This window comes from Bradyrhizobium sp. 41S5 (genome assembly GCF_011516665.3).
Classification (GTDB): Bacteria; Pseudomonadota; Alphaproteobacteria; order Rhizobiales; family Xanthobacteraceae; genus Bradyrhizobium; species Bradyrhizobium quebecense.
The window spans coordinates 7202902-7217841 of record NZ_CP083721.1 but is presented as its reverse complement, the minus strand read 5'-3'; the positions used below and the strand labels follow the sequence as shown (position 1 = coordinate 7217841).

The 14940-nt window shown below is 58.8% G+C and carries 12 protein-coding genes and 3 pseudogenes; 7 read left to right on the top strand and 8 right to left on the bottom strand.

What is annotated here, in order from left to right:
* Positions 1-132: 132 nt before the first annotated feature.
* The 8 genes and pseudogenes from HAP47_RS34740 to nodD1 form a co-directional block, all read right to left on the bottom strand.
* Positions 133-662, bottom strand: a pseudogene (locus tag HAP47_RS34740) (LLM class flavin-dependent oxidoreductase); the annotation flags it as partial.
* 84 nt (positions 663-746) lie between these two features.
* A pseudogene (locus HAP47_RS34735) lies at positions 747-1004 on the bottom strand (transposase); the annotation flags it as partial.
* A 1020-nt stretch (positions 1005-2024) separates the two neighbouring features.
* Positions 2025-2318: an ABC transporter substrate-binding protein gene (locus HAP47_RS34730; protein ID WP_224924228.1), complete on the bottom strand. Its 294-nt coding sequence runs from the start codon at positions 2316-2318 to the stop codon at positions 2025-2027.
* A 494-nt stretch (positions 2319-2812) separates the two neighbouring features.
* A complete protein-coding gene (locus HAP47_RS34725) occupies positions 2813-3526 on the bottom strand; it encodes a MerR family transcriptional regulator (RefSeq protein WP_173640800.1) in 714 nt (237 codons plus the stop codon).
* 122 nt (positions 3527-3648) lie between these two features.
* Positions 3649-3858, bottom strand: a complete 210-nt coding sequence (locus HAP47_RS34720) for a hypothetical protein (RefSeq protein ID WP_176533550.1) — start codon at positions 3856-3858, stop codon at positions 3649-3651.
* 611 nt (positions 3859-4469) lie between these two features.
* Positions 4470-5465: pseudogene (locus HAP47_RS34715) on the bottom strand (LysR family transcriptional regulator).
* A 32-nt stretch (positions 5466-5497) separates the two neighbouring features.
* Positions 5498-6651 (bottom strand): IS3 family transposase gene (locus HAP47_RS34710; RefSeq protein WP_173642973.1). Its coding sequence is split into 2 segments (ribosomal slippage): positions 5498-6402 and positions 6402-6651, totalling 1155 coding nucleotides; the frame shifts between segments, so codons are not numbered across the junction.
* A 680-nt stretch (positions 6652-7331) separates the two neighbouring features.
* Positions 7332-8276: a transcriptional regulator NodD1 gene (gene nodD1 / locus HAP47_RS34705; RefSeq protein WP_029084501.1), complete on the bottom strand. Its 945-nt coding sequence runs from the start codon at positions 8274-8276 to the stop codon at positions 7332-7334.
* An 837-nt stretch (positions 8277-9113) separates the two neighbouring features.
* On the opposite strand from nodD1, the gene HAP47_RS34700 reads away from it, so the two are divergent.
* Genes HAP47_RS34700 through nodI form a run of 7 tightly spaced genes read left to right on the top strand, consistent with a single transcriptional unit; the run spans position 9114 to position 14940 of the window.
* Positions 9114-9746 (top strand): NodA family N-acyltransferase, encoded by a 633-nt coding sequence (locus HAP47_RS34700; RefSeq protein ID WP_173640802.1) that lies wholly within the window; start codon positions 9114-9116, stop codon positions 9744-9746.
* Complete coding sequence (nodB, locus tag HAP47_RS34695; protein WP_166104841.1) at positions 9743-10402, top strand: chitooligosaccharide deacetylase NodB; 660 nt, start codon at positions 9743-9745, stop codon at positions 10400-10402. The genes HAP47_RS34700 and nodB overlap by 4 nt, the downstream gene beginning before the upstream one ends.
* A 17-nt stretch (positions 10403-10419) precedes the next feature.
* Complete coding sequence (gene nodC, locus HAP47_RS34690) at positions 10420-11775, top strand: chitooligosaccharide synthase NodC (protein WP_173640803.1); 1356 nt, start codon at positions 10420-10422, stop codon at positions 11773-11775.
* Between the two features lie 30 nt (positions 11776-11805).
* On the top strand, positions 11806-12042 hold the full coding sequence (locus HAP47_RS41755; protein WP_321576394.1) for an SAM-dependent methyltransferase: 237 nt from the start codon (positions 11806-11808) through the stop codon (positions 12040-12042).
* Positions 12043-12072: 30 nt separating this feature from the next.
* On the top strand, positions 12073-12333 hold the full coding sequence (locus HAP47_RS41750) for an SAM-dependent methyltransferase (RefSeq protein WP_321576393.1): 261 nt from the start codon (positions 12073-12075) through the stop codon (positions 12331-12333).
* Positions 12309-14018 carry a nodulation protein NodU gene (gene nodU, locus HAP47_RS34680; RefSeq protein WP_173642974.1) on the top strand — a complete coding sequence of 570 codons (1710 nt, stop codon included), beginning with the start codon at positions 12309-12311 and terminating at the stop codon, positions 14016-14018. Before HAP47_RS41750 ends, nodU begins: the two co-directional genes overlap by 25 nt.
* Before the next feature lies 1 nt (position 14019).
* Positions 14020-14940, top strand: coding sequence for a nodulation factor ABC transporter ATP-binding protein NodI (gene nodI / locus HAP47_RS34675; protein ID WP_224580964.1), 921 nt, complete (start codon positions 14020-14022; stop codon positions 14938-14940).

The window sequence follows — 14940 nt, the reverse complement described above, 5'->3', positions numbered from 1 at the left end:
GCATGCTCTATTGGTCCGGGGCAAGGCAGCGAGCGTGATGGCAGGCGGATATCGGCGTTGTCGGCAGGGCGGCCGATCATGGCACACAGCGTTGCGGCGCTGAACGCAGGTAGCAAAATCGGATCGAACGTTTCAGCCAAAGCCAGGCATGATCTCGGATTGGATTGTGGTTGCTGTGTACAGCGAAACCTCCAACGGAAGGTTCCCGAATGCAAGCTGGCATAGTAGATATTAGTTGGCGCCCGCCTCCTCGCTCTGGTTAAGGAGGAGCTGTCGGATGGAAGCTGGCGTTCCGACAACGCACAGTTCGCTTCAAGCGCTGCATCGAAGGTCAGCTGCAAGTTAGGCGGCGTCGGAGTGGCACTCAATTCGTGAGGGAATCTAAAGCTCCTTAGCCATCGTTGATAAGCGGCTTCCGCGGCCGCGCGGGCATCTTTGTCAGACTGCGCAACTACGACCATGCGCAGCAAGCCGAGAAATGGCATCCGATCGTCCGCGGCGGTCTTATGCGCCAGATGAGAGCGGAACGCATCTGTCATGTTTCGGACAGCAGAGGAGTGGCCTGCGCACGCCAGATCGGCGCCGTTTGCAGCAGCCCACGCCGCTGGCTCCGGGCGATTGCTCGCGATCCAGGTCGGCTGATGTGGGCGCTGATGAGGCCTCTGTTCACAGTGTCTCTTTTGAATTTGCCTCTCTGGCGCGCGAGGCGCCTGACACCAAGCGGCCGGGAGATGGTCGCTTCGCTACTTTGAAAGCAGTTCGCGAAGCTCCGCGACATCGAGCATGTGCTTGACCAGAAGCATCTTTAGCATCGCGTTCTCCTGCTCCAAGACCTTCAATCGCTTGGCCGCAGGAACGTCCATGCCGCCAAACCTGGCGTTCCAATTCTGGATGGCCGCTTCTGAGGTCCCGTGTTTGCGAGCCAGGTCAGTTGCCTTCGCCCCAGCCTGATGCTCCCTCAAGATCGCGACGATCTGCTCTTCCGTGAATCGTGGCCGCTTCATTTGACAGCCCCTGTTAGGGGGGAGCTTGCATTCCAGCCGGAGGAAGCGCGGAATGATTGGCCATCTGCCGAGCGCGGGTTGGAGGGGGCCGCAGACGATCCGACTGGGGCCAAATGGGCTTCATCGATCTGCCCTAGAGGCCCGTTAGGCGAACCCTTGTCGTCGATAGCTGAAGGATGCGTCAGGATCCCGTCGCCGACGTTGAAGGTATCCCGGATCTTGCCAAAGCACTCGATTGGCGCGTCAACATGCTCGGCTTGATGAGTGCGTGCCACATGGTGAAGTCTTGATCTGTATGTGTGCCTTGCGATTTGAGCGCAGCGCTGGGTGAGTTGTGCGTTGCGGCGCTCGGCAGCGAGAAGGGGTTTCCATTGACGTCGAAGTTGTAATTCGCGCAGAAAACTGTCTGGCGGAAGGGCATAACGAGAAACTTGCGCAGCTCGAATTAGCGCGAGAGGACGTAAACGACGCAGCGTCTGGCGCCCTGGAAGCTGTGCAGGGCAGGGGCACTTGTCAGCACGGGAACTCCATAGGCTGGAATGTTGCCGAAAATCGATTTTCGCGGCTTCGGCGATTGAAAGGATAACGGCCAGCACCTCCCGACAGCGCCAATCAAATGCTGCAGGGTGAATGGAGGGCTCATATGGCCAACAAGCCCATCGATCAGGGTAGCCAACCATTAAGCGATCAGGCCGTTGCTTAAAAGACTCGCAAACAATGAGGGTTGGCACGGTACTACTTGTCTATCATCGGACGTAGCTCGTTATCGAGCGTGTCGACATCGGGGAGCTCTGCGAGCGCTGCAGCAAACGCAAGAAGTGTTCCGAGAGCCGCCAGTACAAGGGCGGACGCAACTATTGCAGCTGCCAGGTCTTGAGAAGGTCTCATGTCATTCGCTGTTTAGGGAAACGATGCGTTCGCGCCGGTCAGTTCTGCTCGACGGCTTCAACACACCCGTCGCGTAGCGATAGACCAGAAGGGCGGGAGCCGCGTTGTTGCCATCGAACCGGAGCGGCCCGATCAGGTTATCGGTCGCCCCTGAACGAAGTGCCACGACAACTCGCGAGGCGTTGAAGGAACCGGCCCGCCCCACCGCCTGTCCGCTTCGGCGTGGACTTCGGAGCCTGGGATCGACGAGAGGGAACAAAAGTGGCCGACGACTGACTGGACTCGGTCCATTGTGAGCCTATTGGCAACTGCGGCCGCTTGCTTCGGATCGCTGGCGTCGTCTGCGACGCTCAACATCACTTTGGTATCTGGTATTGGGCCCGAGGCGTTCAATGCCTCGACGGAGGCCACCGCACCATCGCGCATTGGCGCGCAAAAACGCAGCGCTGTTCCCGCTCATCGGGCCAGCCACGGCAATATTGACGTCGGAAGCTTGCGCAGTCGAGGCGATGGCGCAGAAGACGAGCGCTGCTCTTGCAGCCGAAGCGTAGCGCCCATTTAGCATTGTAGAACTCCCAATCTCAAATGAAGTGAACGGCCAGCGCCGCGGTCAGCCAGCTGCAGCTCGATGCGGTTGCTTCCGGCAAGCGAATCCATGCGCGGCAGTTCGCCAGACCTCAATCTCGCTAGAGCCTACAATTTGACGTTACGTGCGGTTCAAGCCCCATTCGGGGTTCATGCCGCCAGTTGCAGCAAGTGGCCGTGCGTTAGGCGGGCGGATCGCCAAAGACGCGCTACGCAGACAGGCCCAGTGAGGCCGCAGAACGGCAGGCACGAATCAGAACCAGCAGATCAACCGGCGCTTTAACGCGCTTTGATGTTGACCGGGCCGTCCGACAATCCGCCCGTTGGCGCCGCAATCAGTACGGCTGATCTTCCAATCCAGCAAGGGCGAGATCGAGATACTGCATGAGGTGGGGATCCCAACCGGCCAGAGTGCGAGGTGCGCTTAACCGTGCAAGCACCTTCAGGATCGTCGAAACGCGCGAATCGGCGCCGGCTATTTCGCCGATCAGCGAGCGTGCTGCGATCGCGACGGCCTTTGCCCGCTCGCCGCAGGGATGCTCAGCCCTATCCATGCATTCGCGCAGCTCATCGCGGATCCGCCGCCACCGCTCCTCGTGATCTGCAGCCAACTTGCAAGTGCATCGGGAGGGCTGCCTACGCGTCTCGACCCGCGACATGGCATCCAAGGTGGCGGGTAGCTCATCAACACTTACCTGGATTTCACTGTCCGTCGTCATGTTGCGTAAGCGATCTCGCAACAGGGTTGCACGAGCGACTTGAAGCTCTATCTGCTCCAAATGCTTGCGCATGAGGTCCGTAAGTGAAGTCGTACGCTCCATAGCCTTACCGATCTCGAAAAGGGAGAAACCAAGCTCACGCAGCGCTCGAATCTGATGAACCCGTTGAACGCTTTCGCGGTCGTACATCCTGTGGCCGCCGTCGGTGCGTTCGGAGGCAGCTAAGAGCCCCGTGTGTTCATAGTGATGCAGCGTGCGTACCGTCACTCCGGTCGCCTCTGCAAGTTCGCCAATGCGCCATCGACGCCTTCGTGGTGTAGCTTTGCTCATGTTGTTCAATTTCAAAGCCTACAACCTGACGTCACGTATGATTCAAGCTATTTCAAAGCTCTAGCTGGATCGTCTTCCATTCCAGCGCAAGAGATGGTGACTATCCTTAGAATGGCGGGCAATCAACCCTGAGGGGAAATGGTAACCAGTAAGTTCATCAGGTATGCCAGTCGAGCCTCGCTCGCTGCTGTCCGCTCCAAAATGAGTTTTGCGATCGCCGTTCGATTATCGGGAGTTCGCATCGATGGCGGCGACGCGGTGATTGCACTATCAAAAAGACTTCCCAAGCCGGAAAGTTCTTCCGGATCAAATACGCCGCTGTATTGCTCCAACGCTCAGCTCCTGTTTTTCATCGCGCTAGGGTCGCGCACGTCGTCGAGACGTTTGGCCGCGGTAGGGCCAAAAGAAGTCGGACCGGCGGCGCGGAGCGACGAAGATGCGATGCGCTTGAAGGTGATGCGATACGGCAACACGGCTGCGCGATGCTGCGTCGAAATTGCGGGGATGTACCTCATCTGCACAATCGATCAGCACAGCGCTCACTGTGGGTGATGATGTGACGCCGGCTAATCCGAATCGAGCTCTTGCCTGGGAGCTACTGATTCTGAGAGTGGACGGCGCGTGGTCCGAAGCTGATTCCAAGTTGTGCATCGAGCCTGGTGCGCCAAAGAGAGAGGCCGGGTGCAGCGTAAGACCCCAGCTGGAGCGGCGGCGGGCGCGTCGTGCTTCGTCTTTGAGGGTTAAGTTGCAAACAACGCAATCGACCGCATTGCGTCGCAGTTCGCGCGCCGGTCGGATGATAGAATGCGAGCGGCACAGCGGCTGATAGCCATCGGCCGAAACTGACGAAGTTTATCTGCCAATAACCGGTGTCATTGGAACAAGCGTGAATTGGCCGCGTCGAGACATGCGTTCGGATAGAGGTTACGCACTGCGGACGTCCTTACGACAACGGCGAGCTAGACTCTGCGAAGTCTGCGCCAGTGTCCGCTTGGTCCGAAGCGTTGATGATGAAGCGCTCTTCACGTGTAGATGCCATGCGGGCCGCCTCCTGCAGCAGTATTTCTCGCATCCAGACGCTTTCCGGATCGCTGTTGTGACGGACAGTCCATTGGACCGCCTCGGTAAATGTGGGGAATGGCTGCGGGAGTTCGGCAATCCGAAGGGGTATCAATCTTTGGAAATGCTTAACGAGCCTTGATGGCATGGTCCCTATGCGAGTCGTGCCTGCCAGCAGGGGCGGAATCATGCTGAAGCTCTGCACGAGAATGTCGATGCGCCGGTTGAGGCCAAGGTCGAGTAAAAAGTATTCCTCGGTGGGGGTCTTGCGCGCACCTCCGAGTTTCACCGCAACGTGCCCCATGGACATATATCGATCAAATGTTAGCCGTCGGAGCAACTGGCTGTTCGCGCCGCAGCCTACGCAAACGAGTCTCTCCTCAAACAGGCTCATCTTAGGATGCGCTCACGACATGAATAGTTCCGGCAAGATGATGAAATCGGCCTCACCGCGCCGGAGAATCTCATCGTGATCATCAGCAAGCGCCGCCAGTTCGAAGCTGACGGCGGGAGCTTCTCGCGCAACGCGCTCTACGACGTTTCGGAAGAATGCGACTGTTATGAAATCGGAAAGGCCGATCCTGAATCGGCGCTTTGATTGAGCGGGATCGAACACGTTCCGAGCGATAATGGAGAGCTGAATGTGCGTCAGCGCCTCGCGAACGGGAGCTGCCAGCGCTTCGGCGCGTGAGGTCGGGACAAGTTCCCGGCCTCTCATTGCAAACAGATCATCGTGGAAATAGGAGCGCAGCCGGGCAATGGCCGCGCTCATGGCTGGCTGACTAAGGTTGATCCTGCGTGCTGCTGCAGTGAGGTTGCGCTCAGTCATCAGAGCGTCAAGCGCGACGAGAAGATTTAGATCCAAGCCCTTGAAGCGCATATTGAGCTGCTGCCGGTTTGATGGACACCCGGTTAAGCTAATCCCACCTTGCGCTCGAACTCAACCGGGCTGAGATAGCCGATGGTCGAGTGCCTGCGGGTCGTGTTGTAAAATCGTTCGATGTAGTCGAACACATCGGCGCGTGCCTCATCTCTGGTTCGATAAATCTTGTTGGCCGTACGCTCGGTCTTGAGCGAGGAGAAGAAGCTCTCCATCGCCGCGTTGTCCCAGACGTTGCCGGAGCGGCTCATGCTGCAAACGATGCCGTGGTCGGCCATCAGGCGCTGGAACTGCTCGCTGGTGTACTGGCTGCCCTGGTCGGAGTGATGCAACAGTGCATCCGGCTTGCCGCGCCGCCAGACGGCCATCAACAATGCGTCCGTCACGAGCTGTGCCGTCATGGCGGCACTCATCGACCAGCCCACCACGCGGCGTGAGAACAGGTCGATCACCGCTGCGACATAGAGCCAGCCTTCGGCCGTCCAGAGATAGGTGAAGTCGGCGATCCACTTCTGGTTCGGCCGCTCGGCGGCGAACTGCCGGTCAAGGAGGTTCGCCGGTACGGTCTCGAGCTGTCGATCGCCGCTGTCCTTCGGCAAGCGCCGACGTCGCGGCCGCGCCCGCAAGCCTTGCAGGCGCATCAGCCGCTCAATCCGGTGCAGGCCGCAATCCGCCCCGTCGGCGAGCAGGTCACGCCACACCCGGCGTGCGCCATAGGTGCGGTCGCTGGCGGCGAAGCTGGCCTTGACCTTGCCGCCGAGCTCCTCGTCGCTGCGGGATCTGGTGCTGGGAGAGCGATTCAGCCAGGCATGGAAGCCCGACCGCGACACTCCCAGCGCATCGCATAGCCATGCCACCGGCCAGATCGTCCGGTGCTTCGCGACGAAGGCGAACTTCATGTCGCTTCCTTCGCGAAGTAGGCTGCGGCCTTTTTTAGGATATCCCGCTCGGCCTTCAGCTTGGCGACCTCACGGCGCAGCCGCTCGATCTCCTGCTGCTCCGGCTTCATCTGCCCGTGGCCGGGAAAGGCTTGCGCCGGGTCGGAGCCCAACTCCTTCACCCATTTGCGGAGAACATTCTCATGAACATCCAGGTCACGGCCGGCTTGCGCCACCGACACCCCACGGTCCCGCACCAGCTTGACCGCCTCGACCTTGAACTCGCGGCTGAACTTCCGTCTTTTCATCGCCACCTCCGGCTTCATGAAACACCTAATCTCGGTGTCCATCAAACCGGCAGCAGCTCATATCGTCTTATCCTGCGCGAGTGTCGTTGCGGTACATTAGAGTAGCGAAAGCGGCTCTGAAGCGCTCTCATCGGATCGCCTGAAACGAATCCGTTCCCATCCTGCGATCGCGAAAGAAGCTCGCGGAAGCCATCGTAAGGAGGGCGCGGAGGGCGGTCGGCGAACGACCGGCGACTGGAGTGTATCGGGAGCCGCGGAGCTGATCGATTTCGACACTCCGGCAACCCCGCAACACGACCTGGTCAATTTACGGCTGGCGCTGGCCCTGGTGCTATGGCCAGAGCCGTAAGTTCGCCGATGCCCCTGTCGATGGCCGCGCAACGCGTCCCAGCAGCGTGCCTACAACCTGACGCAGCGTGGGGTTCAAGACATTGATTGGACGAATCAAACATTATTGAGAAGTTGCCGCGATGGTGAGCGCTGTGCTTTCACGCAAGCTCACCGAGTCACATTTTGCGGCATCTACGGTCAGCGCCTGCCAGGCGTTTGCGACTGACCGACGGCTGAGTGGCCTCTTAAGGAGGGCGCCGCCCGACACGGCGAAATGAGAAAGCGGCCGAATACGACCAAAGGCCGAACACGGTATTTGCAGCGTGCGGAGAGCGGCTCGTGGCCCCGACCTAGCAGCGCCTGCGAGCTGGGCTCTTCTGATTCGCAGACGTCATGTGGGATCCCTCCTCCAACAGTATCCGCCGCATCCAAATGCTTGCCGGGTCCGTGTTGTGGAAGGCTGGCCACTGAACGGCCTCGGTGAACTGGGGCAGCGGCAGCGGTGGCTCGACGATCCGCAGAGGCGTCCGCTTTTCGAAGTGTCTGGCGAGCCGTAAGGGCATTGTCCCTATGCGGCTCGTGTCGAACAGTATAGGCGGAATGAGGCTGAAGCCCTGCACAACGACCTCAATGCGTCTCTTAAGGCCGTGCTCAAGCAAAAACCATTCCTCGAGGTTGGGCCTTAGCGCCCGCCCGAACTTGGCCGCAACATGTCCCATCGAATTGTATTTATCAAACGTAAGCTGCCCTGACAGCTGCCTGTTCGAGCGGCATCCCACGCATACGAGAGTCTCTTCAAATAACGTCGCCTTCGGATGCGCGCTCGACATGAACAATTCCGGCAGAATGAGAAAATCGACCTCGCCGCGGCGGAGTAGCTCATCGGGCTCATCGGAATATGGTAGCAATTCGAAGCGTACTGCCGGAGCTTCCTGTGCGATACGATCCACAATCCGCCGAAAAAAGACGATTGTCATGAAGTCGGAGAGAATGATCCTGAACCGTCGGTTCGACTGACTTGGGTCAAACGCGTCCCTTGAGATGATCGAGAGTTGAATATGCAGCAGGGCCTCGCGGACAGGGCTCGCAAGCGCCTCCGCGCCGGGCGTTGGGACGAGCTCGCGACCTCTCATCGTGAACAATTCATCGCGAAAATAGATGCGCAGCCGCGCGATCGCAGCACTCATCGCGGGCTGGCTCAGATTGATTTTCCGTGCCGCCGCAGTGAGGTTTCGCTCGGTCATCAGAGCATCGAGCGCAACCAGAAGGTTTAGATCAAGTCCCTTGAACCGCATGTTGTGAGTCTATCCATCGTGTTGATGAGTTCTATCGAAACAACGGAATGTTGGATAGCAAACATCAGTTTGGAAACTGATTAGGCGTACCACGATGGCTGCTTGCCATTACGCGAGTTCCGAAACGGACTGCTAGGGTGTGCGGGCACCTGCCGAATCCGTTTAGGGGCGGGTGTCGGCGCGCTATCCGAGCAACGTCTGTTCTTCTCGGTGCGACGAGCGGCCTGACACGGCGCTCGCTCGTACTGCCGATAAACGTTCGTATGTGTCTTCCATCCCTTTCCATATTTGTGGTTTACCCGCGTACACTAGAGATGGCTTACGCCTCACCCTAGTGTCGGAACCGAGAGGCAGGCGCACATTGCGGATGCCAAACGTCACCCGCGACCAGCCAAATAGTTGCTTGTCCATCACATTCAGAGCGTGTCGAAGATGCATATGACCCAAGTTGATCTGGGGCCGATCGGGAGCGCTTGCGGTGAGATCTCGTTCATCGATGGGGCGCCATCAGACCGCACAGCATCGATAGCAATCCTGGACCGGACCGAACCTCTTGATAATGCGGGTAGGTGCCGGACAATCCACGCGCCACGTCGGCATGTCTGGCAGATCTCGGACATGACATTGACTGGGATGACCAGCGCCGACTGCACGATCGCCTCTTCTCTGGCCAAGGCGCCACTCCAAGGGGGCCGTTCTGCCGCGCCGCTGGCGAACTGAGCCGGGCGCCGGCGCCCCACGTCAGTGCATTCGAGTATTGATCAGCGATTCAGCCGATAGCGAGTTGTTCACGTGACCACCTCCGCTCTTAACGTCACTGGTGCAGGGAAGCCCGTCATGAATATTCCCGGATCTCGGTCGGCGGAAAGTCGTTCCGCGCGCCCTCAAGTGCAGTGGAGCCTGCATTGGGAAAGCGAGCTGCGGCTGGGCGACCATACCGAGCTCGCTGAGTTTTTCCGCGAAAGCTATGGGCCGACCGGTGCTTTTAATGCGCAGCCATTTGAGGGGAGTCGAAGTTGGGCCGGTGCAAGGCCGGAGGTCCGCGTAATTGGTTACGACGCGCACGGCGTAGCTGCTCACATCGGCGCCCTACGCCGCTTCATCAAGATTGACGGGGGCGATCTACTCGTGGCCGAACTGGGACTATATGCGGTGCGTCCGGATCTCGAGGGGCTTGGAATCAGCCACTCAATGCGCGTGATGTATCCTGCGCTGCAGGAGCTCGGGGTTCCGTTCGGCTTTGGTACGGTTCGGCCCGCGCTTGAGAAGCACCTTACCAGACTGATTGGAAGGCAGGGGCTGGCAACCCTCATGTCCGGCATTCGCGTCCGGTCCACCCACGCAGATGTGTATCCCAATTTGCCGCCGGTCCGGATCGAGGACGTTCTCGTGGTGGTGTTCCCGCTCGGACGCCCGATCAGCGAGTGGCCGGCCGGGACGATCATCGACCGGAACGGGCCTGAGCTGTGAAAGGGCTCGTCCCCCTGTCTGCGGTGCGTCGCGACTACGCCGACGTCAGCGCAAGTCGCTGTGTCTATTTGACCTTTGATGATGGGCCAAATCCATTTTGCACGCCCGACGTGCTCGATGTGCTGACGCAACATCGGGTGCCGGCGACGTTCTTCGTTATCGGCACGTACGTGACCGATCAGCCTGAACTCATTCGACGAATGATTGCGCAAGGACACGAGGTTGCAAACCACACGATGACGCATCCGGATCTCTCCAGATGTGAACCAGCGGTGGTTCACGATGAAGTGCTAACGACGAGCAAGGCGATCCGTTCGGCATGCCCGCAGGCTTCGCCCAGGCACATGCGAGCACCCTACGGCTTATGGACCCAAGCGGTGCTCGCTACGACAGCGAGCGCTGGCCTCACAGCTCTGCACTGGTCGGTCGATCCGAGAGATTGGTCGCGCCCAGGCGTCGATAGGATTGTGAATTCAGTGCTGGCGGCCGTTCGTCCAGGCGCAATTGTACTTCTGCACGACGGGTATCCTCCTGGTGAGGAAAGACTCTGCAGCGATGCCACTCTGCGTGATCAGACGGTGATGGCGCTGTCACATCTGATACCGGTTCTGCAACAGCGCGGGTTTGCAATCCGTCCGCTTCCTCAACTTCACTAAACAAAACTGGCCCCAAAATGGACCTGCTCGCTACAACCAGCGCTGTCGCCGTTTCGTCTTATGCGCTGCTCTCAACTGTCTACAAGAGCGCGCAAGCGCTCTATGCTCAGCCGGCGAATACCTCGTCGCTGCAGACCGATCTGGGCCAATCCGAGGTAGCTCTGCCCAGCGTGGACGTCATCGTGCCTTGCTTCAACGAGGACCCGAACACGCTCTCCAAATGTCTCGAGTCGATTGCAGGTCAAGACTACGGTGGAAGACTGCAAGTCTATGTGGTCGACGACGGATCTGCAAATCGCGATGTCGTGGGGCCTGTACACGACCTCTATGCGAACGATCCGAGATTCAGCATCATCCTGCTGGCCAAGAACGTTGGAAAGCGCAAGGCGCAGATCGCCGCTATACGTAGCTCGTCCGGGAACCTGGTGCTCAACGTCGACTCGGATACGATACTAGCCGCTGACGTGGTCAAGAAGCTTGCATTGAAGATGCAGGAGCCGGAAGTCGGCGCCGCCATGGGCCAGTTGATAGCGAGCAACCGCAGCCAAACCTGGCTAACCAAGCTAATCGATATGGAATACTGGCTAGCGTGCAACGAAGAGCGCGCGGCACAGGCTCGCTTCGGTGCAGTCATGTGCTGCTGCGGCCCCTGCGCGATGTATCGTCGCTCCGCCCTCGCTTTGCTGCTTGATCAATACGAAACGCAATTCTTTCGCGGAAAGCCGAGCGATTTTGGCGAGGATCGCCACCTAACTATCCTCATGCTCAAAGCGGGATTTCGAACCGAGTATGTCCCGGATGCCATCGCGGCAACAGTCGTACCCGACAGCCTTGGGCCGTATCTGCGTCAGCAACTCCGTTGGGCACGGAGTACCTTTCGGGACACGTTTCTTGCATTGCGCCTGCTGCCCGAACTCGATGGCTATCTCACGCTAGACGTTGTCGGACAAAATCTCGGCCCTTTACTCCTCGTATTGTCATCACTGGCTGCGCTTGCACAGCTCGCAATCGGCGGTTCGGTGCCCTGGTGGACGGGATTGACAATTGCTGCAATGACAATAATCCGGTGCAGTGTCGCGGCGTTTCGTGCCCGCGAATTGCGCTTTATCGGCTTCTCGCTCCATACGCCCATCAATATATTTATCCTGCTTCCTTTGAAGGCTTATGCGCTTTGTACATTGAGCAATAGCGATTGGTTGTCGCGTAAGCTCGTCAATGTGCCAAGCGCAGGGGACAAGAAGGCCACTATCCCGGCTACTAACACCGGATCGAGCGCTGCAGCTACTGCAGAAATTGTTGAAGCAATTCGCAAGCGGAGGTCGCGCGGTTCCTCGGGCGAGCCGGCGACTGACAATATGTGCGGTGGCGATTGATCGAGCCAATAACAACAGGTTAATCGACCCATGAGACTGGACAAGAACTATCATCTGTTCGAGCGTGATCTTGCTGTTGGTGATCAGTGGCGCCTCGACAGTAACCCGTTGGAACAGGAGCGTTACGCGCAAATGTTTCGGATGTCGCGTTCCAATGGGGATGTTACGCGTGCCCTTGAAGTCGGAGGTGCAGCCTTCGCATTCACGGAAATGCTGGGACCCCACTGCCAGCGAATTACCGTGCAGGATGTCATGCCGCAGGATTAAGCGCGCACGGCAAAGAACGGAGAGGCGGTCATGGTGAGCATGCTTGCGCCAAATGGCGCTCTGGTCTTCGGATTCGCGCGTGATGCTTGTCGACGCTGGGGCCATGCTGCTGAGACGGCGATTGCTCTCTTGAATGAGAGTTTATCCGAATCGAGCGTCAGCACTGCCAGACTGGTTCGGTCGACCAAGATTGCCTGCTCGTTCTGTTCCGGAAGTCGAATAGCTCGTCGAAACAATCAAATTGCGGTCGTTGGGCCGAGGGGCGTATGCGCATCTGCGGCATCAAGTTGACACATGACGGGGCAATTGCTGTCGTCGAGGATAGGCGGCTTGTCTTTTGCACCGAGCAAGAGAAGCGCGGCAATAATCCTCGCTATCAATCCATCGATAATCTCGATGCAGTTGTACTTGCATTGGCGGAGCATGGCCTGGATCCGCGTGATATTGATCAGTTCGTCATCGACGGCGGGGATGGCGAGCGCGAGTCGCAATTCCTGGTCCTCAGTGGGGCCGTGCCGATCGCGCTGAAAGGGGCGCCATATGTCGAGCGCCGTGCTGAGGGCCTTCTTGATTGTGTCGACGGTTTTGGCTTGATCCTTGCCAGCAAGGTGTTTCCCTACAAGAGTTACCCGCACGTCACCGGCCACGTTGCCTCAGCATATAGCACCAGCCCCTTTGCCGTCTCGGGTAGACCCGCGTTCTGTCTGGTATGGGACGGCTGGATCTCTCCACGTCTTTACTATGTTGAACCACAGGGGGGGCGGCTCGTTGGATGCCTGTTTCCGATGATTGGCCACGCCTATGCTGTCGCCGGCCTTCACTTCGGGCCTTACAGGCGGCCGAATCGCACCAATTCGGACTTGGGCATCGCCGGCAAATTGATGGCCTACGTCGCGCTTGGTTCTGCCAACGAAAGCATTGTGGCGGTGTTTCAGGAGCTCTACGACAGGCGCTTCGCGGCGGACACGCAGCAGGCTCGTCGCTATCGCGCGGACATCAACAATGCCGAAGCGTCACTCGCAGCTATGCACGACTTTTTCGAGGCGAGCAGACTGCGCCTCATGGCCGAGCGAGCGGAGGACGTCCTTGCGTCGTTTCATGTGTTCCTGGAACGTCTCCTTATCCGGGAAATCGCAATGGTGTTGCTGCGGCATTCGTCGCTTCCGGGAGCGCGGAATCTATGTATAGCCGGCGGCTGCGGTCTTAACATCAAGTGGAATAGTGCGCTTCGCGCGACGGGACTGTTCGATGACGTCTGGGTGCCGCCATTTCCGAATGACAGCGGCTCGGCAATCGGTGCAGCTTGCAGTGCGCTGGCGGCGCAAGATGGGTTCGTGCCACTGGAATGGTCAGTCTACAGTGGTCCTGCCCTGCAAGCCAGCGAGGTTCCGCCAGAATGGGAGGCCGCGCCGTGCAGTCTGCGCGATCTTGCGGCCATTCTCGCCGACAACGAGCCGGTGATCTTCCTTTCCGGGTGCGCGGAGCTTGGGCCGCGGGCGTTGGGCGGCAGAAGCATTCTTGCGGCCGCGACCTCGCCGGCAATGAAGGATCGTCTCAACGACATCAAGCGCCGCGAATACTTCCGACCGGTGGCGCCGATTTGCCTAGAGGATCGGGCGCCAGAGATATTCAACCCTGGTACGCCGGATCCGTACATGCTGTTCGATCACCAGACTAGGGCGGAATGGCGCGACAAGGTCGCCGCCGTCGTCCATTTGGACGGCTCTGCGCGACTGCAGACAATCTCCCGCAACTCTTCACACAAGATTGCCGAGCTCCTCGTCGAATTTGAGAAACTCACCGGCATTCCGCTGCTCTGCAATACGAGCGCCAATGTTCACGGCCGTGGCGTCTTCCCGGATGTTGCCGCGGCTTGCCAATGGGGACGCGTTGAACATGTGTGGTGTGACGGCCTGCTCTGGACCAAGACGGTCGTAGAGACGCCATCGTCGGCTCAACGACTTCTGCCAACCTAAGGTGAACATGTCCACCGTAGCCATCGACATTGCCGGCGTAAAAAAGTCCTTTGGCGGCAAGATCATCGTCAATGAACTGTCGTTCTCGGTTGCACGCGGAGAGTGCTTTGGCCTGCTCGGGCCTAATGGAGCTGGCAAGAGCACCATTGCGCGTATGCTTCTCGGCATGATTGCGCCGGATGAAGGCAAGGTTACCGTCCTTGATGAGCCCGTGCCTGCACGCGCTCGAGTGGCACGTGTGCGCATCGGCGTGGTGCCGCAGTTCGACAACCTTGAACTCGGGTTTACCGTACGAGAAAACCTGGTGGTATTTGGCAGATACTTCGGCATGAGCGCTCGAAAGATCGAGGCGCTCCTGCCGTCGTTGCTAGAGTTTGCGCGGCTCGAAAGCAAGGTGGATGTGCGCGTCGCCGAGCTGTCAGGTGGCATGAAGCGGCGGCTGACGCTGGCGCGTGCATTGATCAATGACCCGCATCTGCTGGTAATGGACGAGCCGACGACGGGTCTGGATCCGCACGCGCGCCACTTGATCTGGGAACGTCTGCGAGTTTTGTTGGCCCGTGGCAAGACGATCCTACTGACCACTCACTTCATGGAAGAGGCCGAACGTCTATGCGATCGGCTGTGTGTGCTGGAGGATGGACGCAAGATCGCCGAAGGCAAACCGCAAGCGTTGATCGACGAAAAGGTCGGATGCAACGTGATTGAGATCTATGGCGGTCATCCGCAAGAGCTGCGCGAGATACTGAAGCCCTATGTACGTCACCTGGAAGTGAGCGGAGAGACGCTGTTTTGCTATGCGCAATATCCCGAGCAGGTGCGCATCCAGCTGCGCGGGCGAGCGGGTCTGCGCATTCTGCAGCGTCCGGCAAATCTCGAGGACGTGTTCATGCGCCTGACCGGACGCGAGATGGAGAAATGA